Here is a 22,032-nt window from a genome sequence, read left to right on the forward strand (position 1 = left end):
AGAATTTTCATATTAAGGAGTACATCATGCAAAGTTTAAAACAACAATGGTTTGGAAATATCCGAGGCGATCTATTAGCAGGCATTGTCGTAGCACTTGCTCTTATCCCAGAAGCCATTGCCTTTTCTATCATCGCTGGCGTTGATCCAATGGTAGGGTTATATGCATCTTTTTGTATCGCTGTCACAATCGCGTTTGTCGGTGGTAGACCTGGTATGATTTCAGCAGCTACAGGCGCAATGGCACTTGTAATAGCCCCATTAGTAAAAGATTACGGACTAAATTATTTACTAGCTGCCACAATTTTAACAGGCATTATTCAACTAATTTTTGGTATGTTAAAAATAGCAAAATTAATGAAATTCATTCCCAATGCTGTAATGATTGGCTTCGTTAATTCATTAGCTATTTTAATCTTTTTAGCACAAGTCCCTCAAATTATTGGAATGTCTACCATGACATATATCTTTGTCGCATTGACACTATTACTTTTGTATACTTTACCACGTTATATTCAAGTAATACCAGCACCACTTATAGCAATCATCGTCTTAACTACTATCGCGATTTATAGTGGCGTTGATTTACGAACAATTGGTGATTTAGGTGTTATAACGCAAACGCTACCGACATTCGCCATTCCGAATGTGCCGTTCACGTTTGAAACATTAAAAATTATTTTCCCCTATTCGCTTGCATTAGCCATCGTCGGTCTAATCGAATCTTTATTAACTGCCCAAATCGTGGATGACATGACGGGGACGGAAAGTGAAAAGAATAAAGAAGCGAGAGGACAAGGTATTGCTAATTTTATTAATGGATTTTTTGGAGGAATGGCTGGTTGTGCGATGATTGGTCAATCTGTCATTAATGTAAAGTCTGGTGGACGAGGGCGTTTTTCAACCCTTATAGCTGGTTTATTTTTAATTTTTTTAATTCTCGTTTTAGGGGATTTAGTCGTCAAAATTCCTATGCCAGTATTAGTAGGCGTTATGATTATGGTATGTATCGGTACATTTGATTGGAATTCATTCAAGTATTTAGTGAAGGCCCCTCCTAGTGATGCAATTGTTATGCTAGTTACAGTGATCATCGTAGTATACACGCATGATTTATCGAAAGGCGTTATTGCAGGGGTTGTATTAAGTGCTATTTTCTTTGTAGTAAAAATTTCAACATTGAAAGTAGCAAAAAATGGAGATATTTACAAAATAGAAGGTCCATTATTTTTTGCTGCCACACATAACTTCGTTCATTACTTCAAAAAAATTGAAAGCATAGATTCTAAAGTTACTATAGATTTTAGCAATAGTCGACTATGGGATGATTCTGCTGTAGGTGCCTTGCATAAAGTAAAACATTTACTTCAAGCAAAAGGAATTAAAGTAGAAATAACAGGACTCGATACTTCAAGTCAAAAATTAATAACTCGAATAGACAGTATAACTTCTTCTCACTAAAGACCCAAGGAATTCCTGCTTACTTTTGCGGAATTCCTTGTTTATTTTCTTCCGCGGGATTACTCCTTCCTTCCGCGGGATTATGCATCTCTTTCGCGGAATTACACCTCTCTTCCGCGGAATTACTCCTCCCTTTCGCGGAATTACTCCTCAGACGCGGGATTATACTTCCCTTCCGCGGAATTACACCTCTTTCGCGGAATTCTACCTTCCTTCCGCGGAATTACTACTCCCTTTCGCGGAATTACTCCTCAGACGCGGGATTATACTTCCCTTCCGCGGAATTACTACTCCCTTTCGCGGGATTCTACCTTCCTTCCGCGGAATTACTACTCCCTTTCGCGGAATTACTACTCCCTTCCGAGGGATTACACCTTCCTTTCGCGGGATTCTACCTGCCTGCCGCGGGATTACTCCTTCCTTTCGCGGAATTACGCCTCTCTTCCGCGGGATTCTACCTCTCTTCCGCGGAATTACTACTCCCTTCCGAGGGATTACACCTTCCTTTCGCGGGATTCTACCTGCCTGCCGCGGGATTACTCTTCTCTTCCGCGGAATTACACCTCAGACGCGGGATTACTCCTTCCTTTCGCGGAATTATACCTCTCTTCCGCGGAATTCTACCTTCCTTCCGCGGGATTACTCTTCTCTTCCGCGGAATTACACCTCAGACGCGGGATTACACCTCCCTTTCGCGGAATTCTACCCATCTTCCGCGGGATTACGCCTCAGACACGGAATTCAACCTTCCTTCCGCGAATATTAAATAATTACATTCATCTCATTTTTAACAATATTTGGTGTATGATTTAAGTATTGTTTATTAATTACCAAATTGATAAAACTGGGGGATATAGCATGAAAAATAGGAAAAGCTGGTTTCGAATGTGGAAAATCCTATCCTTTGCATTTTCCATGATTATTCAAGTTTATTGGTATCGCTTTAGAAAAAAATCGGATGCACAATGGGAATTGTTATGGGAAAAGCTTGGTCGACAATTTCGCCAGACACTATTTGAGCTGGAAGGTGTATTAATTAAAGTTGGGCAACTTTTAAGTATTCGTGAAGACTTACTGCCAAAAAGTTTTATTAGTCAAATTCAAGATTTAGTTGATCAAGTACCTCCCTCTCCTTGGGAAGATATTCAATGTGTATTGGAAAAGGAATGGGGCAAACCGATAGACAATGTGCTTCTTTCCATCGAGCCAAAGGCAGTGGCTTCTGCCTCTATTGGTGAAGTTTATCGCGGAAGGCTAAAAGACGGAACAAATGTAGCTATTAAAGTACAACGGCCATCCATCCCATCAATTATGCGAACTGATTTTCGTTCATTAGCCATTATTATTTCATTTGCTCAATATTTTGCTCCTATTCCAAAAGGATTTATTAATTTTAGAATGCTCTTTAATGAACTCAAATCTGTTATAGGACGTGAATTGGATTTCAAAAAAGAGTTAGATACAATGAAGCATTTCAGAGAACGCTTTGAAGACATCTATCAGCTTACGATTCCTACTGCTTATCCCGATATTAGTACATCACAAGTATTAGTAATGGATTGGATAGATGGTGTTAGAATAACTGATAGTGTATTTTTATCAACAAATCAAATTGATAAAGAAGTTTTATCAAAGCAATTATTGCGCGCCTTCTTGCCTCAATGGTTAGAGGCGGGCATGTTTCATGCGGATCCACATGCTGGAAATGTTTTAGTAAAGGCAGATGGTACAATTGTACTTCTTGATTTTGGAATGGTAGGCGAAATATCAAGAAAAGATGCAGCTAATTTCCAAAATTTAATGCAGGCCATTTTTCTGAAAAATTATGCACAAGCAGCAGAGACATTAAAGAGTTTAGGTTTTTTACTACCAGGAGCAGATTTGAAAGTCATTGAAAATCTACTTAAGGAAGTACTCTTATTAGATGTAAATAAGGTAAAAGAAATGGACTTATTCGCCGTCAAAAAAGAAATGAACGACATTTTAAAACTACTTCCTATACAAGTACCTACACGATTTATTTTTTTAGGCCGCTCCTTTGTGACAATTGAAGGTTTACTGTTAACCATAAATCCAGAAAAAGAAATTTTAGATATCATTAAACCAGTATTTACTGATTGGGTAAAGCAAGGAAGCTCAAATAATTGGAAGTCTGTATTACAATGGCTCAATGCGTTACCGATTTTTAAAGTATTTCATTCTTTATACGATCTCGTGGAAACACCCCAGCGCTTATTAATCCAAAAGGAAAATTTGCAGTACAGAGAATTTGTCTTTTCCGTCTATGAAAATCAAAAAAGGCAAATTTTCATATTAACTGTTTTAGCATTAGTCGGTATTTTCGTTGGCAAGTATTTGCATTATGCAATAGTGTATAAAGCATCCGCTGTGTTATTGTCACTCTCCATTCCTTTATATATTGTGAGTAGTTGGAGGCAACGAAAATGGTTAAAACGTATGTATAACAAAGCATTGTAAAAAACAGCGCCCATTCGCAGTGCATGAGTATTGCCTCCTAAAGTTTAGGAGGCATATTTTATTTCTGTTCGCCACGTTTTCCTATCTGTCTTTCCCTCTCTATCTATAGTTCTATATTCTTTCAATGTCTCATAAATTGACTAAAATACCGAATAAGGAGAACTGTAAATATGCATGTTGTTCATTTTTATGAAAATAAGTCCTCAATTTTAAATCAGTTATTAATACGCATTCCCACTGTGGATGAAAACCTCCAACTAAAAGGTCGGAAGGCAAAAGTAATCGATGTTATTCAAATCGATGAGCGACAGTATCATGTATTTGTGTTGTTTGAAAAAATACCGAAAAAACAACCTCTATCAAAAGATTTAGGGAAGAAAAAGAGATAATTTCTTCCCTATTTCCATAGGCGAAAAAGTTTATGAGCAGACAAAACGGGTAAGTTATAATATACTCACAAACCACATTGCGATTAATTCTCATTTAATCTAATTTATTAAGCAGAACAATTGACTTTTTAATTGATAACAATTATCATTATCATATAGATTTTTTCTCTAGTTTGTTTATTTCAGAATCCCCCCTTATTTTTTGAAATAAGCATGCATTAAACGGATATTCTTACATCAGACTAAGAATATCCGTTTTTTCATTACATATATCGAAGGAGCTGTTATAAATGGATTTTCGTATCGAAAAAGACACTATGGGTGAAATTAAAGTACCTGCCAACAAAATATGGGGAGCACAAACTCAACGTAGTAAGGAAAACTTCCAAATTGGCACTGAGCATATGCCTATTGAATTAATTCAAGCAATGGCTATTCTAAAGAAAAGTGCAGCAATTGCGAACAATAAATTAGGAAAGCTTTCAGATATTAAGGCAAATGCGATTGTGCAAGCTGCAGATGAAGTTTTAAACGGTCAATGGGATGACCAATTCCCTCTTGTTGTATGGCAAACAGGTAGTGGCACACAATCCAACATGAATGTAAATGAGGTTATTGCGCATCGTGCAAATCAAATTTTACAAGACGCTGGTGAATCAGACCGCATCCATCCAAATGATGATGTCAATAAATCACAAAGCTCCAACGATACGTTTCCTACGGCGTTGCATATCGCAGCTGTACTAAAAGTAGAAGATTATTTACTACCTCGCCTTCGCTTACTAAAAGCTACCTTGGATGAAAAGGCTGAGAATTTCAAAGATATTATTAAAATCGGACGTACTCATTTACAAGACGCTACTCCACTGACTTTAGGTCAAGAGATAAGTGGCTGGTCAGCAATGCTAGGTAAATCTGAGCAAATGATTAAACATAATGTTGAATATATGAAGGAGCTTGCAATTGGCGGTACGGCTGTCGGTACTGGTATTAATGCACATCCTGAATTCGGCGATCGAGTAGCAGCTGAAATTAGCGAGCTGACAGGAAAACAATTTACATCTGCAGCAAATAAGTTCCATGCACTAACAAGTCATGATGAAGCTGTCGTGGCGCATGGCGCATTAAAAGCACTCGCAGCGGACTTAATGAAAATTGCGAATGATGTACGTTGGTTAGCAAGTGGTCCTCGTTCTGGTATCGGTGAAATTACCATTCCAGAAAATGAACCAGGCTCATCCATTATGCCAGGTAAAGTAAATCCAACGCAAAGTGAAGCGATGACAATGGTCGTGACACAAGTCGTTGGAAATGATGCAACGATTGCCTTTGCCGCTTCACAAGGGAATTTTGAGCTCAATGTTTTTAAACCAGTCATTATCTATAATTTCTTACAGTCAACTCGCCTCCTAGCCGATACGATGAAATCATTCAATGATAACTGTGCGATTGGTATCGAACCAAATATTGAAGTGCTTGATCATAACCTGCAAAACTCCTTAATGCTAGTCACTGCATTAAATCCTTATATTGGCTATGAGAATGCAGCAAAAATTGCGAAAAAAGCACATAAAGAAGGCACTACATTAAAAGAAGCTGCTATTGCTTCTGGTTTGTTAACTGAAGAACAATTTAATGAATATGTTGACCCAGCTACGATGATTTATCCAAACGCTTAATGTTATAAGTGTGGGACAACGGAGCTAACTACACATAAAAAAGCCTTGATATTACATCAAGGCTTTTTTCTCTGTCAGAAATTCCACTATAAGACGTGACTTGCTATGTAATTTTATAAAGAATAAGAGCTGTGTAAACACTATGCTTATCATAAAAAGTATATGTAGAATACTTAATATCGACAAAGTCTCCTTCTGGTAAATCATATAAAAATTTATTAATCATGTTTTCAAGCGTATCTTTATCTCTAGCCTCAAGTATGTTCGTTCTTAATCGTGCCACTTTAATCACCTCGCTGCATTCATCATATATTAAATGTCTATATTTGCCAATACTATAGATTGAATATAAATGATAGGAAGCTAAGAGCCTGACTACACAAATCAGACTCTTAACTAAACTATTGATGCAGCTCTAATCGTTTTTGTTTAAGTGAATTCCAAATTTTTATCGATGCTGCGAATACAAAAATTAGTGAAACAATTACGAACACTAAACCAACTGTATATTCATGAAGGTTACTGCCCATATAACTATATAGAATCCTTAATGGGGTACTCGCAATAATCACAGTAAAAATGTAAGTTGAATACTTAATCCCTACAGATGCGGACAAAAAACAAATCACATCTGCTGGTGCTATTGGACATATGACGCCTATTGCTAAAAATTTGTAATTGTACGTTTCTAATAAATTATTCAAGTCGGGGTACCTATTTTCTAAATATTTATTTAGCCTATTCCCCGCAAAGCTTTTTGAAAGTATATAGACGAACGTTTCGCTCAATACAATGCCTACAGTTGATAACATGAAAGCCTCAATAGGTTGGAAACAAACTCCCCCCAAAATCATTAGTGTTGTACCTGGAATAAGCAATATCAGTCTAATTATCCAAAGGCCAATAAACAATAAGTATGCATAATTTTTATTGGCCGAAATCAAATCATTTAGTGCATTCAAATTAAGTGGCAGTAACTGAAAATGCTTTAATATATAAATGAATACGAACCAAATTGCAATTATGAGCAGTTTCTTTGTCATTTCTACACTCTCCTCAACACTTTCAATAAACACATAATAAGAATTAAATATTAAGAAATACGCGTTGAAATCATTAAGGATTCTTAAGATGAGCAATATATACTTATGTCAATGTATGATAAATTAGGTTGCACAGTGATTATTAAAAGTCGAGACTAAAAAAGAGATGTATTGGCATGCACATCTCCTGCTTCTTCATTAATTTATTCTCCTCAATAGGGAGCATCACAATAAACGTTATCCAGCTATCCTTGTATACCGCGCGTAAATCCACATGATGAAGTTCAATGATTCTTTTAGAAATAGACAATCCAAGACCAGTACCTTTTGCGTCCATTCTTGCTTTATCCCCTCTAAAAAAACGTACAAACATTATTAGAGTTTCTTTTTTCAAGCAATTTTTCTGTGAATACCTGTATCTGGCCCAGATACAACAATATATTTTGCTACTTTAAAATCAATTTTTTCAATCATTTTATCACCGAGAAAACTTGAGCTTGGAAGAATGGCTCCAATTGTTTTTGGATTTGCGAAAAATTGAGTTAAGAAAGAAAGGTTTTTCACACTTATTCACCTCAGTAGTTTGAATTGATATAGATACTTTAAAATTCAAACCTTAAGAGGATATATCGAAAATTCTAAGAATCCTTAACATTTCTTTTCATTACCTATAAGACGATTTAATTCGTTTAAAGCAAATAAAAAAGAACAGTATTAGAACTTCCTTCTCTTCTAACACTGTTCCATATTTATTTTTGTAAAAATTATTTCATCATCTTGTCCAATTAATCGGCTTCCAATCTTCATCAATCCATTTTGAAGATGGTATTTCGAATGGTGCTGTCGCTAATAACTTGCCCTGTTGCCATATGGCAGCTTTAGAGCGAATCATTTCATCCAGTAATAGTTGGACAAACTCCTTAGGCTCTAATTGGAAAGAGTGCACGGCAAAATCATGAAACCAGCCACAGCCGAGTAGATACGGTGGAATTTCCTTGCTCGTTAATCCATTTTTCAGCATCAGTGTGAAAGAAAAAATTCGCTTACATGCATGCCAAGCCATTTTCTCAGGAGATTTCATCCACTTTTCGAGTCGTTCTCTTGCTTTATCTATCATTAGTAACGGTTCTTCAATCGCTCGCCCATGCCCAGGGTAAGCTAGTTTTATTGGTAGCTTAGCGAGTCGCTCCAAACTTTCGTATGAACGTCTTACACTATTTGTGCCTTCACGAAAAATATTCAACCAACCTACATCATTATATTGAAATAAGTCTCCACAAATTAATATCTGTTGCTTTTGTTCGTATAAAGCTATATGCCCTAATGTATGTCCTGGTGTATGTAAAACTTGAAGAGCACTATTTCCCGTTAAAATTTCTTGTTCATCTATAAGTAGCTGTTGCACAACATACTGTTCTACTGGTTGATCTAAATAATGGGAACCACATGACTCTAAATCACAATGGTTCACCATCTCCCCCTCCCAAAGATGTGCAGCAATCGGTAATGCGTACCGCTGTTGAAAATAATGATTACCCCCAACATGATCACTATGATAATGTGTATTAATGATACCTGCTAACTGCTTTGGTAATATCCCTGCATCGGTTAAAAGTTTTTCCGTTCGGAGCACATCACTACCAAAGCCCGTATCAACTAAAAAAGGTTGATCGTCTTGAATAACAATGCAATTGGCACTTGGAAACGGCCGTTCAAAAAACATCATATTTGTAGTTTTCATATGCTAGCCTCCACTTCTATAATTTATAGAATAATGCCAGAAAAGCTCCCTTTTAATACCTCTTTGTTAAGTTGATTTATACAAGAAAATGATGTATTAATCGCTTGACGATTTTTTTCATCTAGTTCAAATTGTTCAATCATGACATCACAGCGAATAGTATCACCGCTAAAAACTGGACGTAAAAACTCGAAGTTCATTGTACGCGCCAATACGTTAAAGTCACCACCCACTTTTGTTGGGAGTGTAGCTGTCAAAAGCCCCTGCACAACAAAACGACCTTGTTCATCTGGTGTGATATGATGAACACCTTCATCCTTTGATACCTTTGTAAATAATTCAACATCTTCTATTGTAAACGTACGTTCAAAAGTAATCTTTTCACCTACTTGTACTTTCATCATTTGCCCCCCTCTATATAAAACAAATTGTAGACTGAATATTAAAATAATTCAATAAACGATTAAAAAGATATAAGTGCATTAACGTTTGCAATAAACGAGCCACCTAGCATCTTTTGAGAGGTGATACTAGGTGGCTCAATAAAATTGTTTATTATGATTAATGAATAGTTGGTAACCAATTAATTTTTGTTTTCTAAAAAAAATAAACTTCTTTCTTTCGTAATCCAATCATTCAAATTATCATCACTTCTTTTTACTAATCGATTGACAAGTACGTCATGCCAAATGTAATCTTCTAAAAAGTTAATATGGAATGCATCATCAGTAAAAAAGGCTAAATCTTTGCGGAAAGGTGATGGTCCATAAATCATTTCATTTCCATCAACAGCGATAATAAACCAATGGGCAGTTGTTTGAGCTTTAATATAGTTGGTTGTTCGATGTTGGTCTACAGTAGCTATAGGGTTGTCTACATTTATTGTAATGCCATGAATGGGCACTTTTTCCCCAATTTCCTCTAAGTCCTCACGTAATATATTATAGACATCATCCCACATTGAAATTAGTACTTTTTCTTTTGCTCGTTTTAACATTGCAGTACAGAAGCTAAGAATTGTTTCCTTATCGCGTATAATTAGTATTTGATTTTCTTCTTCTTTCTTTTTTTGTTCTAGTGTCTTTAATTGATCAGCAATGGACATAAAATTAGATTGCCATTGCTGTTCTGTTTTTTGGATAAAAATAGAACTTGGTATTGCTGAATAGGTTGTTTGCTCAGGTGTCTCTTCCTTCATAACAAGTCCTTTTTCAACCAATTGATTGAGTGTATCGTATACACGTGCACGTGGAACTTTAGAATCTTTACTAACTTGATACGCCGTCACATTATTATTTTGTACAAGTGCTATGTATGCTTTCGCTTCATATTCTGTATAACCTAATTGCTTCAATTGGGAAATTAACTCCATCATCCATTACCTCCATTTGTTTCATTATAGTAAAACTATTCATCTAATTGCGAATGAAAATAGTCTTTACTTATATATTTATTTTAGTTACTATTGCGGTAGTAACTAAAATGAAAAGAGTGACATCATGATTTTTAATTTAGATCCACAAGTTGTAATTATCCTTATATTACTTGGCTTTTTAGCCGCTTTTATTGATTCTGTTGTTGGAGGTGGTGGTTTAATAGCATTACCAGCTCTTTTATTTGTAGGATTAAGTCCAACAACAGCTGTTGCAACAAACAAACTTGCAGGAACGATGGGGTCATTAACTTCTGTTATTTCTTTTTATCGTTCTGGAAAACTTGATTTTCGATTTGTCAGAAAGTATTTCCCATTAGCATTTATTGGATCACTAATCGGAGCCTGGTTCGTTACATTAATTAGTCCAGATATATTAAAACCTTTAATGCTCATTATGCTTGCTGCAGTGGGCGTTTATACCATTTTCAAAAAGGATTGGGGAGGCAGCGCTACAATAAAAAAACTCTCACCTATTCGTATTTTCGGGCTCATCTTTTTACTATTAGCGATTGGCTTTTATGACGGGTTTTTAGGGCCTGGTACAGGTTCCTTTTTTATTTTTACTTTTTTAATGCTTGGTTTAGATTTTTTAAAGGCGGCTGGAAATGCAAAGTTTTTAAATTTAGGCAGCAATATGGCAGCACTTCTGATGTTTGTCTATTTAGACGAAGTGCATTATTTATACGGAGTTATTATGGGAATCGCTCAAATTTTTGGGGCTATTGTGGGGACACAGTTTGCCATTAAAAAGGGCAGTACCTTTGTACGAAAATTATTCATCATTGTTACCATGACCCTCCTTCTCAAAAACACCTATGACTATTTCTTCAGTTAAAGTGTCAGGCACCGAAACGATTCTGAATTTTCACATAATAAAACCCCCTCCATCGATTGGAGGGGGTTTTATATGTTATTGCATTAATTCTTCGAAAAATTCAACAGGTACATATGTTTTTGATGGTTCTAGTAAAGCAGGTGCTACCTCAAATTGACGAAGTGCTTTATTGTAGCCGTATGCTTTTTCACCACGTGTAATTGTATAAGATACTGCGCCTTTTGAAACAATTGCGCCAGTTCCTGTTGACTCTACTTTAAAGCCAAGTTCTTCGGCAATTAATCGTAAAGGCACCATTGTAGTGCCATTGATATCATAGAAATCATTTTTTATTATATCTTGTACTGCTGAATTAGAAGAAGCTTCCTCAGTTTCCTCAGCTACTTCACCTTGTTCTTCAGATACAGCGTCTAAAACGATTACTTTTGTTGGTGGTGTTTGTGCTGGGATACTTCTTGTTGTAATCGTATAGAACACAAGTAAATGTTGCTCTGCTAAATCTTTCACTGATACTTCTTTACCTAGTTGGCTTTGGACTACTGTTTCTTCCCCAACATTTAATTTTAAGCTGTTATCCGTATTCACTAAATCTTCATTGAAAAAGTCAACTGTCACACTGCCCATTTCCTGTGATTCAACAATGATAACTTCTGGGTTGTATTGTGGCGGATAGATCATCAGCATTGGCTTATTTGCATACGTATAAGCCGTTACTTTATCTCCTTTTTGAAGCTTTACTTCTTTCCCTGTATTATCAAAAATAAGTGTGTCTTTATTTACAACAAATACGTTCGTATTTTCTCCATCTTTTGTTGTATAATAAGTCGCATTGTCACGTTCTTCCACATTCTCAACTGTACCAGCTACTTTTATAAAAATTGGCTGCACTTGTGGGCTTTGTTCATCTTGTTGTGTAGCATTTGTCACAACTGCTTCTCCTCCGTTTGCTGATGCTGTTGGAGCGATTGCCACACTCCCTAGTAATAATGCTGACATTGCAAATGGTACGACCTTAGTCATTTTCATAAAAAATACATCTCCTTCATTTCACGAATTCAATGAAGTAGTCGATTTCAAAAGAAAAAGGTTACAATATTACCAAATTATTTTTACATTTGTCGAAAGTCAGCATATTTACGATTTAACGAGCTAAAAAATAAAGGACAATTTATTTAATATCCGTTGTAAAAAATATTGTTGTTCGTTTTGCTTTGATCTTAAATCTAATGCCACATCTGGATGATCTGTAATGACACCTGAGACATTTTTCTCAATAAACTCCTGTAATGAACGATCTTTGTTTAATGTCCAAACAAATAAATCCATATGTTGTGCCTTTAGTTCGGTAATTAAGCTTTCATTCACCCACGATTCCTCTAACGCAATAAAATCCACATTTAAATCATCCATCGGTCCAATATTAAGTGCATAAACAATTCCTACGCGCAAATTAGGTGTTAAATTTTTCAACTGTGACATCAATTGCGCATCTGAGGACTGTACATAATACGTATCAAGCACCTTATAGGCTCGCAATTTTTCTACTAACCGAGGCAATACGTCTTCCCTTTCTTTACCGTGTACCTTTAATTCAATAAGCAATGTAACATCAAGTGCTTTTGCGATTTCTATAAAATCATCTAAAGATGAAATTTTATCAGTAAACCCATTTTCATAGATGGTAATTGTTTTTAAATCACTTAGTGTCATATTTGCAATCACTCCATTTTTACCAGCTAAGCGCCTTAATGTACGATCATGAAAAACGACAAATTCCCCATCTACCGTTTGCTGAATATCAAGTTCTATTATATCTGCACCTGCATTGGCTGCACTAACAAGTCCATTGATCGTGTTTTCTACATGTCCTGCTGTATAGCCTCGATGTGCAATAATTTTTGTATCAGGTGCGTAAACACTTTTTTCTAACGAATATATATTCGTCATGCTTAAAATAGAAAAGACTACACCAATCAGTATTGGCAATACGTTATAGCGTTTGCTCTTATGCGAATATTTTGGCATTGCCATATAACGTGTATTATACGTAATGGCAACCATTACTTGCGAAAACATTGCTTGCAACAAACTAAATAACACAACAAAGACCATTTCTAAAAACGCGAGTGTAAGACCTGCCGTTACAAGTGCTGCACTCGGCATATTGCGCTCCAAGAAAAATAAAGGTAGCGTACTGACAACTGTTATAGCTAATAAAAGAAATAAATGAACTGTTAAAACCATTGCCAGTAATACGAGTAGCTCAGCTAATCCTCGTCTTGAAAAACGCCAACTTTGTAGAAACGACTGGCGAATAGAAATTTTCGGCTGTATTGTAAAAATAGGTAAGGTCAAAATGCTACGTATTCCTACTATTACTAATATACTGGCTATAGCCGCATAAAGTACCCTTCCTAAACGTGTGCTCATCATTTCATTTGTAATAAAGTGAGGTAACGTAATTCCTTGCGTTAATGTAAGAGGAAGCAAAAATGAAGCCAAAGGCAACAATAGGGCAATATAAACGATTAAATAAATGACTTGCAGACTAAAAAAGTAGATAAGCTTGCGATTTAATTGTTGCCACATTGTAAGAAAGCGATAACGGATGCCCCTTTGCTGATTAAAAGCCATGATAAATAGAAAACCCATTTCATAATAAATAAAAAGTAAGATAAGCAATACTAAAAGAAGCATCATCGCTAAGACAAAAGGGTGCATTAAAAAGCTTTGTATATTTTGTTCCGTAATGTGGGTGTAGCCCGTCACATTTAGCATTAGCTTCAATACGACTGTTGACACTGGTATTACTAATAAAAACTGAAATACACGTATCATAATGAAAACTCGGATATAATCGGTGCGATACGTGTAAATGTTATAGATGGCTTGTCGCATAATTTGACGAGCTTTTTGCATTTCCTCACCCCTGTCGCGTACTATCCATTACGAGCCGTTTCACATTATTTCTACTTATAACGTATGATAATTATTGCATTTCAAGTTATCTTTCAAATAGAAAATGTTGCGTCCAGCTTTATTGTGGATGTTTGAAACACACATCTATCATATAAGTTGCGGTTGCGGATTTCTGCTTAAGCAAGATAAACTCGGGAATTGCTTGAATGTGATATTAAATTGAAACCTTTCCTTAGTTAATACGGTATATAAAACATCACAACAAATTAGGAGGAGGAAATTTAGATGCAATTCAACATCGGTGATATCATTAGTACTATTTTTATTTTTTTCGTTTTGGTCGCTATGTTTTTCTTTCTGATAAAGCTCATTAAAAATGGAAAGTCCAGTCTTCAAACACTTCCTCCCGAAACGCTCCAACACCAAATAAATGAACTTACAGTACGCGTTAAACAATTGGAAAAACAAGTACAGGACCTTTCTGATAGACGATAGCTCCTTCAATCATTTTTAAATTCGGTACAAAAAAATCGTTATGAAGCTAAGCTTCACAACGATTTTTTTTACTTTCATATACGATACGACCATCTACAACTGTATAGGCAACTTGAATATGTGGTACTTTTTCTATATCTACCGCAAATATATCATCTTCGAAAACGGTGAAATCAGCACTAAAGCCTTCTTTTATTTTGCCTCTCGCATGCTCCTGGCCAATTATTTCAGCAGACCCTACTGTATAGAGGCGCACTGCATCGAAGCGTGAAATTTTTTCCTGCGGACCAAAACCATGATGGCTTTCACCGAAATTTCGTCTTGTCACAGCGGCGTAAATGCCGTATAAAGGATTCGGTACTTCAATCGGTGCATCACTGCCACCTGCTACAATCAGTCCTCGATCTAGCAGTGATTTTAATGGATGAAGTCCTTGTGCGCGCTTCTCACCTAACTTCACAAGCTCCGCTAAATACTCTCCTTGAACAAACTGTGGTTGCATATCTACAGCTATCGGTAATGCTGCCAATTTATCTAAAATAACCTCATCAATTAAGCTGCAATGAATTAGTCTGTCCAATTGCCCTTCACGAGGTGGAAAAGCGGCAAAAACATCTAAAATTGTATCTATTGCTAAATCACCAATCGCATGCACTGCAACTGTTTGTCCATGACGTCTTGCAAGTTGCACATACTGCTCTAATTGCGTTGTTGAATGAACAAGTATGCCGTAATTGTTAGGGTCATCACAATATGGTTCACGTAAAGCGGCCGTACGTCCCCCGAAAGCACCATCGACGAATATTTTCATTGCACCAAATTGTACATATGTTGTTGATTGCTCGTTTAACAAAGCAACTTCCTCAAAAACGGTATGGTGTTGTAATAAGTGCACTTTAAATGATTGTTGCGCATCAACTATTTTTCGATAAGCATTTATTGGTTGACTAGGAGGACCGAAGTAGCTTAAATCTTCCGAGTGACCACCTACTAAGCCATACGATTGGAGCGATGCTATGGATTTTTGAAGCGCTTCTTCAATATATTCAGGCGTATAATACGGCATATGGTTAACGATTAAATATAATGCAGTATCTTTTAAAACACCTGTTAATTGACCGTTTTTCTTATCAATAATACCGCCTTCTGGTGAAGGTGTATCGTTTGTAATTCCAGCAAATGCAAGTGCCTTTGAATTAGCTAAAATTAAATGATGGCAACTACGTTTAATAATCAAATGGGCTTCACCGAGCGCATCAAGCTCCGACAAAGTTGGGAAAATGGGTTCGGCATACCCTGTTTCATTCATGCCAATAGCAACAACCCATTGTTCTGAAGAAGTGCCTTGCATACGTTCACCAATGATATGTAACAATTCTTCCTTGCTAGTTACATTCGACACATCAATGTGCATTAATTTTTCCCCATATCCAATAATATGTAAATGGCTATCAACAAATCCTGGGTACATTACATTTCCTTGTAAATCTCGGACCGTTGTAGCTTGTGGTAACAAACTGTCAACGGTACCAACCGCCACAATTTGTCCATCTTTTTCAAGTACTGCTTCAACTGTTTCGCCCGTTTTTTCCATCGTATATATTGTTCCACCTGTCCAAAGTGTTGCCATCCAATTACTCCCCCTATGCTATTGCTTCGATTAAATGCGCACTTTCTAAACGTCGACGTACGATGACACCAAGCCATGCCGCAAGTACTGCCTTCAATACTCCAACAACAATAAATGGAGCAGCTCCACCCATAAATGCTGCTGTCCATGTTAAATCGCCGACAATTTTTAACCAAGCTGTACCAAACGCCAATGTTACTACCATACCGATAATGTTGGCAATGATTGCTTGTACAATGGTAATGCCAAATTTATTTAAGTATAAACCCATCAATACAGCCGCAGCAAGGAAGCCAACAATATATCCTCCTGTCGGTCCTATAATGATACCATACCCCCCTGACATACCACTAAATACTGGAATACCTGCTGTGCCAAGTAAAATATAAACAAGTACAGATAGTGTACCAAGTCTTGTACCTAATATTGTAACAACTAAGCCTACAGCTAAAGTTTGACCTGTAATTGGAATCAGTGGTAGCGGAATCGTTACCTGTGCAAGAACTGCGATAATAGCCGCTCCGAACGCCGCTAACACATAATTGTAAGTATTACTCTTTTTCAAACGAAAATCCCCCTTTTGTTAACCTAAATTAAAAATAAGTTAACAAAAAGATAATGCAAATAAAAACAGTTGTCAATCGAATTTGACAAATTACTATAAAAAGAGACTTTTATATTTTTATTAGCTACCAAAGAGGCTCGTTACTTGGATCATCTTCTTGTAATTTTACTATATCAGGAAGTAATAAATAATGAAAAATTACGCTACTTGCGATAAAAAACAAGATACCGATAAAGAATTGATCAAATACTTGGCCCAAAAACACAATAAACGGTATAGGAATATTGAGTAGGCCAGATAATTGTACCGACTTTTTTGTACGGTATTGCTTTTTACTACAATGTGGACACTCTATCTGCCCATTTTTCCAATACAATTTTCGAACTTGCTTAGCTGACCAATTTTCTCCACATGCAATACATACTGGCAAGCCATACCCTTTTTTATGCAATATACGTTTAATAATCAATGCTATACTTACAGATATACAAATAAGGAGCAGCCCTTTTACCCAATCATGCCCTAATACCGTCCAAATGGTCCATCTCTCAGATTCTTGCTGTATGGCAGCTCCTTGCATAGGGGGTGTTTGTTGCTCTGATTTCTTTGTCATAAGGGCACTAAAGCCAATCGCTAGCAGTGTAAAAGTCGCTAGCACAATTCGATACTGATGTTGGCTACTGCTCTTGCTTTTACTTTTAGCTCTTGCTTTTTGTGCAATCCGTAGCTTTTTCTCCTCCGAAAGCTTTACATGTTGAAGCTCATGTAACACGTTTTCTTTAAATCGATTCATAGCGTAACACCTCCCAATCGTAGTCAGCGATGACTGTAGCTAGCTGCTTTCTTGCCCGTTGTAATCTTGTGCGCACAGTTGCCTCAGGACATTGAACAAGCTTAGCAATGTCTACTGTTGTCATTTCCTCAAAATAATAGAGAATCAACACCTCTCTGTATTGTACAGACAAAGTGAATAAAGCTTCTATTAGCTCCTGCTTGGACGATTTAGCGAGCATTTCTTTTTCTGGCGTGACTGTAGTTGAACGTCCTGAAATTTTCTCAAATAGCGACAGCCGTTTGCTTTTCCAGCTTCGTAAATAATCGTGACTGCGATTGACCGTCATTTTGACCAAATATGTACGTAATGATGATTCTTGGCGAAACTGTTGCTGCTTTTGATAAAAGGCAATAAACACATCTTGGACAATATCCTCTGCTGTTGCTTCATTCTTTACATATAAGTAGGCAACTTTCAGTAGATAATCCCCGTGCTCTGCAATAATTTCTTCAATTTCCATTGCTGCCTCACCTTCTTTCTAACCTACTGACGTAACCCAATTTATTTCCGATTCATTTTACATGAAAATTTTTTCAAAAAAGATAACAATTTTCTACTTGCAAGCTAGTCCTTAACACAAAAATCCGCTCCCTTTACACAAACAATACAATACACTACGTTTGCCCGTAATGTATTGTATTGTTCTATGTCTTACATAAAGGTCGCGGAAACTAACTTCATTTCATTTGTATGAATGCATTAAACACATTGAATAAATTACCTTTTTATTACTTTATTTACTATTTCCCACATTGCTATATTGGTTATAGAGCGTTAGTTGGTTACGTCCATTTCGTTTTGACGTATAAAGCGCACTATCAGCATAATGGATTAATTGCTCTACGTTCGTTATGTGAACATCTTCGTTGGTACTAACACCTATACTAAACTCCAATTGTACAACATCATTATCTACTGTTAAGACAAGGGAAGTTAAAGTATTGTATAAATTTTGAGCTATTATGGCGATGGATTCTTCTTCTCTTAAGTGGATGAGAACAATAAATTCATCACCGCCAAAGCGGGCCACAATAGATTTGTACGGCTGGAAAAATTGTTGCAATGTGGTGGCGGTCATTGTTAAGGCGTCATCGCCAAATAAATGACCATTGGAGTCATTTATGGATTTAAAATGATCTAAATCAATCATGAGTAAAGCTAATTTTTGATCATGTGATACACTTTCCACCATTGCTTTCGCATGTTCATCAAAATAGCGGCGATTATATATATTTGTAAGTGGATCGATGTAGGAAGTTCTTTCAAGATGTTTCTTTTGATCGTTATATTCCATTTCAAATAACACTTGCGTATAATTCTCTCTTTGCATCTCTAATAATATATTAATATATTCCTTTTGGACGGCACTTAATATAATCTTATTTCCCTGCTCTTCAATAAGCTTAACTAATGAATTGTAGATGGTTTGTAACAATGATAAATCATTATTTTGCAATGCATAATGCTTGGATTTTTGGTACATATCAATCGCTTCGCCGATATATCCTTGTTTTTCAAACAGTAATGCTTGAGCATTAAACACCTCTAATTGAGCCTTATTATAGGGAGGGTCCTTAATCGTCATAAGCAACTCTTGTATCAGAACATCTGCTTCTTCATATTCCTTCAGCCAAATATGCGCTGTAGCTAAATTGGTCTTAGAATGTATAATTCTTTTATAGGGTTCATCATGTTTCATTTCACATTCATTGGCATAGAACAAACTCTTTAATGCAAGTCTCTTTGCCTTTGCATACTTACCGAGTTCAATTTCTAAACCACTCAAATTATTATAAATTTTACCTAGGCTTTCTATATGTTGTATACGCTTTGCAATTTCGAGACCTTTCATTAAAAGCTCTTCCGCCTTTTTTAAATGCCCGAATGTTCCCCAATAAATGGAGGCAAGAGAATAATATTGAATGATATCGATATCATCGCCATATAAAAAAGTCAGTTCACGGTATTTTTCTAGTAAATTAATGGATATTTGGAGATCCCCCACTTGAAAATAGCTAATACAGCTATAACGCAATAAATGCATTGCTTTATCGTACAGAGCAAGTGCATTGGCACTTTCAATAGCGGCACTGCTTAACTCGATATATTCTAAATAGCGATTTGCACTATATAATTCATCTAGCGTAATCCATAGTTCTTCAAATTCTTGTAAATCCATACCGCACCCTCCTTTTTCATACCCCACTTCCTTAATACTACATTTGCTTATAAAATATTACAATTCTTTATCCTTATTTATTTTCCAATTAATGAGCAAAAAGTGCCAGTCACTCAAATAATTTTGAATTTTCAATTTACAACAGCAGCACTTCTACGACATACTGTTGAACGTGACAGAAAGTTTTCACTGCATCGAAAATCTACATAACAAACAGTCAAATGAAAATAGACTGTAGACAAACGCGAATTTTTTCGAGTTTGTCTACAGTCTGATGGAACTTTATTGGAGACTTAAATTCATTCTTCAATTTTTAAGAGTGCTTTAAATTCGTTAGCCCTTTCTTGACTAAGTTGTATTTCACCATATTCCTGCACTTGTAGCCAAAGTGAATTGCCATATCCTTCCCAAATGTCCACTCGATTTTCATCTATAATAAAAGAATAATTTGGTGGTCTCTCAATGTTTTTTTCTTTTACTCTCCAAGTTATTTGTTGAAGAAATTGTTTCACTTCATCTGTATTTTCAGGGGTAAGCTTTTTTGTAACAGTAGGCTCTAATAATTCTATTTCATCTACTAAACCATATTGGTTTACCAATCCATCTTCTTCAACTGTACCCCCGCCCACTGACTGGACGGCAACATAATCTCCTTTTTTCAATGCCATATTACCGATAAGAGGATACCATGTAGCGTTATGGTATTTGTCTATAATTTGTTCCTGCGTCAAATCTGCAATATCCTCTGGAACAGCCCCTTCAACATGTAAAAAGGTATTACCTTGGACTGCAACAACGGTCCCAATGTGGTTTGTTCCTTGACGGATATTTGAATAATTTTCTAAGCCCAATTCCTCCTGAAAGGCCTTCGCCTGTTCTGAAAAATGTGCATTAAAGTAGTGAAGCGCATCCCGAGTAGCAATATCCTCTACAATCCAATTCGGAAATGTTGGATACTTTTCGGCGTATATTGTTATAAGTTTTTTCTCTGCTACCAACATTGGTAACATCGGCTCGATATACTTTGTAAAATAACCTTTTAATCCTTGTTTTTCAAAGAGCTTGGCATATTCAGGTGATTCCTGATACATTTGCAACTCTTCATAGCGACTTTTTCCTTCGAGCTCTCGTTCTTCTTTTGTACTTTCGATACCAAGAGACTCGGCAAAATAATAGGACGCAACACGCTTTTCATAGCGTTCATACGCCTCTTCTATATTAGATTCTCTATCTGGATTAAACGAAATAATTTTTAAAATATCTTCATAATAGGCGAGCTGGGTCTGATTAAATAGTGATGCCGTCTGTTTTTTATCACTATCTAAAAGCTGTATGACGAATCCTACTAAACATAGCGTCACAATAGCGGCTATTACTCTAAAGCGAATGGTCTTTTTAGGTTGTACTTCATGACGCTGTAAAACACGTTGTTTGACACGTTCTTTACTCGGTAACATATCCCCTGCTATTTTAATCAGTTCTTTTTTAACGTCATTCATGTAATAACACCTCCCATTGCTCCCCTAAATGTGGCTTTAATGCTTCACGTGCCCTTTTAAGTCTTGTTTTCACAGTATTTTCGGGAATTGCAAGCACTTGGGCAATATCAGCAATCTTCATTTCTTCATAATAATAAAGTAGTATCGGTTCTCTATATGCCAGCGGAAGATTTAGGATTGCGGCTCCAATTTGTGATTTTTCCTCCGCTTCAATTAGTGCATCTCGCTGTCTTTTGGCCTGTGTAAGAAATAGTTTTTCCTGTAAAACACATTTTTTATAATGCCAGCTTTTTAAATAATCTTTGCTTTTATTAATCGTCAGCTTCGATAAATAAGCGCGTAGCTGTCCTCGTTCCTCATAGGCATGCTCTGAAAATTTTATAAACACTTCTTGCACAATATCCTCTGCTACATGCCGATTTTTAACGTAAAAATAGGCGAGGCGAAGCAAATGCTCTGCATGATCATCGATAATTTTTTCAAGAATGCTGTCCACCTCCTCCTCTTACACTATAAACGATTACCAATAGATGGCCGTTTCAACTTATGTAAAATTTTTATATAAATACACAAAAAAAGAGAAAATCCACTTAATTTCTATAGTGGATTTTCTACTATTTAAATAAATCGTTTAACGAGTGTTTCGTATACCCCAACCATAAACAAGCCGCCGAAGACAGGGATTAGGGAACTAAAGCTAAAATAAAAGCCTTCAGCATCGTACTGTCCTAAAAATTGAAATGCAAGCCATGAGATATTATAGGTTTCTCCGACCCCATATAAAAAGCTAGTAGTAAATAAAAATAACGCAAAGCATTTAATAAAATTAGCCTTCTGCATACCGTTCACC

22 protein-coding genes and 1 pseudogene are annotated in these 22,032 nt (G+C 36.2%); 6 read left to right on the plus strand and 17 right to left on the minus strand.

From position 1 onward, the window contains the following. Positions 1 to 23 precede the first annotated feature (23 nt). The 4 genes from JNUCC52_RS03770 to fumC all read left to right on the plus strand — a co-directional run bounded on the left by JNUCC52_RS03770 (position 24) and on the right by fumC (position 6,006). A complete protein-coding gene (locus JNUCC52_RS03770; protein ID WP_172771925.1) occupies positions 24 to 1,460 on the plus strand; it encodes a SulP family inorganic anion transporter in 1,437 nt (478 codons plus the stop codon). Between the two features lie 858 nt (positions 1,461 to 2,318). Next, a complete protein-coding gene (locus JNUCC52_RS03775) occupies positions 2,319 to 3,938 on the plus strand; it encodes an ABC1 kinase family protein (protein WP_337981447.1) in 1,620 nt (539 codons plus the stop codon). Between the two features lie 170 nt (positions 3,939 to 4,108). Then, on the plus strand, positions 4,109 to 4,327 hold the full coding sequence (locus JNUCC52_RS03780) for a hypothetical protein (RefSeq protein ID WP_172771267.1): 219 nt from the start codon (positions 4,109 to 4,111) through the stop codon (positions 4,325 to 4,327). 290 nt (positions 4,328 to 4,617) lie between these two features. Then, a complete protein-coding gene (gene fumC / locus JNUCC52_RS03785; RefSeq protein ID WP_337981448.1) occupies positions 4,618 to 6,006 on the plus strand; it encodes a class II fumarate hydratase in 1,389 nt (462 codons plus the stop codon). Positions 6,007 to 6,109: 103 nt separating this feature from the next. Here the strand turns inward: fumC and JNUCC52_RS03790 are convergent, their stop codons facing one another. From JNUCC52_RS03790 to JNUCC52_RS03820, 7 genes and pseudogenes are all read right to left on the minus strand, one after another. Further along, positions 6,110 to 6,289, minus strand: coding sequence for a sporulation protein Cse60 (locus tag JNUCC52_RS03790; RefSeq protein WP_172771265.1), 180 nt, complete (start codon positions 6,287 to 6,289; stop codon positions 6,110 to 6,112). Positions 6,290 to 6,407: 118 nt separating this feature from the next. Beyond that, positions 6,408 to 7,049, minus strand: coding sequence for a TVP38/TMEM64 family protein (locus JNUCC52_RS03795; protein WP_337981449.1), 642 nt, complete (start codon positions 7,047 to 7,049; stop codon positions 6,408 to 6,410). Positions 7,050 to 7,263: 214 nt separating this feature from the next. Next, positions 7,264 to 7,422, minus strand: a pseudogene (locus JNUCC52_RS03800) (ATP-binding protein); the annotation flags it as partial. 17 nt (positions 7,423 to 7,439) lie between these two features. Further along, the gene (locus tag JNUCC52_RS03805; RefSeq protein WP_337981450.1) at positions 7,440 to 7,613 is read right to left on the minus strand and encodes a hypothetical protein; all 174 of its coding nucleotides are present in this window, start codon (positions 7,611 to 7,613) and stop codon (positions 7,440 to 7,442) included. 208 nt (positions 7,614 to 7,821) lie between these two features. Beyond that, entirely contained in the window at positions 7,822 to 8,790 is a 969-nt protein-coding gene (locus JNUCC52_RS03810; protein WP_172771262.1) for an MBL fold metallo-hydrolase, read from the minus strand. A 23-nt stretch (positions 8,791 to 8,813) separates the two neighbouring features. Next, positions 8,814 to 9,191: a hotdog family protein gene (locus tag JNUCC52_RS03815; RefSeq protein WP_172771261.1), complete on the minus strand. Its 378-nt coding sequence runs from the start codon at positions 9,189 to 9,191 to the stop codon at positions 8,814 to 8,816. Between the two features lie 182 nt (positions 9,192 to 9,373). Then, positions 9,374 to 10,165, minus strand: coding sequence for a TrmB family transcriptional regulator (locus JNUCC52_RS03820; protein ID WP_337981451.1), 792 nt, complete (start codon positions 10,163 to 10,165; stop codon positions 9,374 to 9,376). A gap of 124 nt (positions 10,166 to 10,289) precedes the next feature. Here JNUCC52_RS03820 and JNUCC52_RS03825 point away from each other — a divergent pair, with 124 nt between their 5' ends. Further along, on the plus strand, positions 10,290 to 11,060 hold the full coding sequence (locus JNUCC52_RS03825) for a TSUP family transporter (RefSeq protein WP_337981452.1): 771 nt from the start codon (positions 10,290 to 10,292) through the stop codon (positions 11,058 to 11,060). Positions 11,061 to 11,135: 75 nt separating this feature from the next. Here the strand turns inward: JNUCC52_RS03825 and JNUCC52_RS03830 are convergent, their stop codons facing one another. Then, positions 11,136 to 12,086, minus strand: a complete 951-nt coding sequence (locus tag JNUCC52_RS03830; RefSeq protein WP_337981453.1) for a stalk domain-containing protein — start codon at positions 12,084 to 12,086, stop codon at positions 11,136 to 11,138. A gap of 123 nt (positions 12,087 to 12,209) precedes the next feature. Then, positions 12,210 to 13,979, minus strand: a complete 1,770-nt coding sequence (locus JNUCC52_RS03835; RefSeq protein WP_337981454.1) for a glycerophosphodiester phosphodiesterase — start codon at positions 13,977 to 13,979, stop codon at positions 12,210 to 12,212. Between the two features lie 285 nt (positions 13,980 to 14,264). Here JNUCC52_RS03835 and JNUCC52_RS03840 point away from each other — a divergent pair, with 285 nt between their 5' ends. Continuing rightward, positions 14,265 to 14,474 (plus strand): hypothetical protein, encoded by a 210-nt coding sequence (locus tag JNUCC52_RS03840; protein WP_172771256.1) that lies wholly within the window; start codon positions 14,265 to 14,267, stop codon positions 14,472 to 14,474. A gap of 46 nt (positions 14,475 to 14,520) precedes the next feature. Here JNUCC52_RS03840 and JNUCC52_RS03845 read toward each other — a convergent pair whose 3' ends face one another. The 8 genes from JNUCC52_RS03845 to JNUCC52_RS03880 all read right to left on the minus strand — a co-directional run bounded on the left by JNUCC52_RS03845 (position 14,521) and on the right by JNUCC52_RS03880 (position 22,022). Continuing rightward, positions 14,521 to 16,104 carry an amidohydrolase gene (locus JNUCC52_RS03845; RefSeq protein ID WP_337981455.1) on the minus strand — a complete coding sequence of 528 codons (1,584 nt, stop codon included), beginning with the start codon at positions 16,102 to 16,104 and terminating at the stop codon, positions 14,521 to 14,523. Positions 16,105 to 16,117: 13 nt separating this feature from the next. Next, positions 16,118 to 16,669 (minus strand): biotin transporter BioY, encoded by a 552-nt coding sequence (locus JNUCC52_RS03850; protein ID WP_172771254.1) that lies wholly within the window; start codon positions 16,667 to 16,669, stop codon positions 16,118 to 16,120. Positions 16,670 to 16,793: 124 nt separating this feature from the next. Continuing rightward, positions 16,794 to 17,462 carry a TIGR04104 family putative zinc finger protein gene (locus tag JNUCC52_RS03855; RefSeq protein WP_337981456.1) on the minus strand — a complete coding sequence of 223 codons (669 nt, stop codon included), beginning with the start codon at positions 17,460 to 17,462 and terminating at the stop codon, positions 16,794 to 16,796. Beyond that, a complete protein-coding gene (locus tag JNUCC52_RS03860) occupies positions 17,449 to 17,964 on the minus strand; it encodes a sigma-70 family RNA polymerase sigma factor (RefSeq protein ID WP_172771252.1) in 516 nt (171 codons plus the stop codon). The genes JNUCC52_RS03855 and JNUCC52_RS03860 overlap by 14 nt, the downstream gene beginning before the upstream one ends. Positions 17,965 to 18,237: 273 nt before the next feature. Further along, positions 18,238 to 19,683, minus strand: a complete 1,446-nt coding sequence (locus tag JNUCC52_RS03865; RefSeq protein ID WP_337981457.1) for a GGDEF domain-containing protein — start codon at positions 19,681 to 19,683, stop codon at positions 18,238 to 18,240. Between the two features lie 299 nt (positions 19,684 to 19,982). Further along, positions 19,983 to 21,182, minus strand: a complete 1,200-nt coding sequence (locus JNUCC52_RS03870; RefSeq protein ID WP_337981458.1) for a hypothetical protein — start codon at positions 21,180 to 21,182, stop codon at positions 19,983 to 19,985. Next, positions 21,175 to 21,678, minus strand: coding sequence for a sigma-70 family RNA polymerase sigma factor (locus tag JNUCC52_RS03875; RefSeq protein WP_172771249.1), 504 nt, complete (start codon positions 21,676 to 21,678; stop codon positions 21,175 to 21,177). The genes JNUCC52_RS03870 and JNUCC52_RS03875 overlap by 8 nt, the downstream gene beginning before the upstream one ends. 122 nt (positions 21,679 to 21,800) lie before the next feature. Continuing rightward, complete coding sequence (locus JNUCC52_RS03880; RefSeq protein ID WP_172771248.1) at positions 21,801 to 22,022, minus strand: hypothetical protein; 222 nt, start codon at positions 22,020 to 22,022, stop codon at positions 21,801 to 21,803. Between the last annotated feature and the right edge of the window lie 10 nt (positions 22,023 to 22,032).

It is taken from the genome of Lysinibacillus sp. JNUCC-52, assembly GCF_015999545.1.
GTDB lineage: Bacteria > Bacillota > Bacilli > Bacillales_A > Planococcaceae > Lysinibacillus.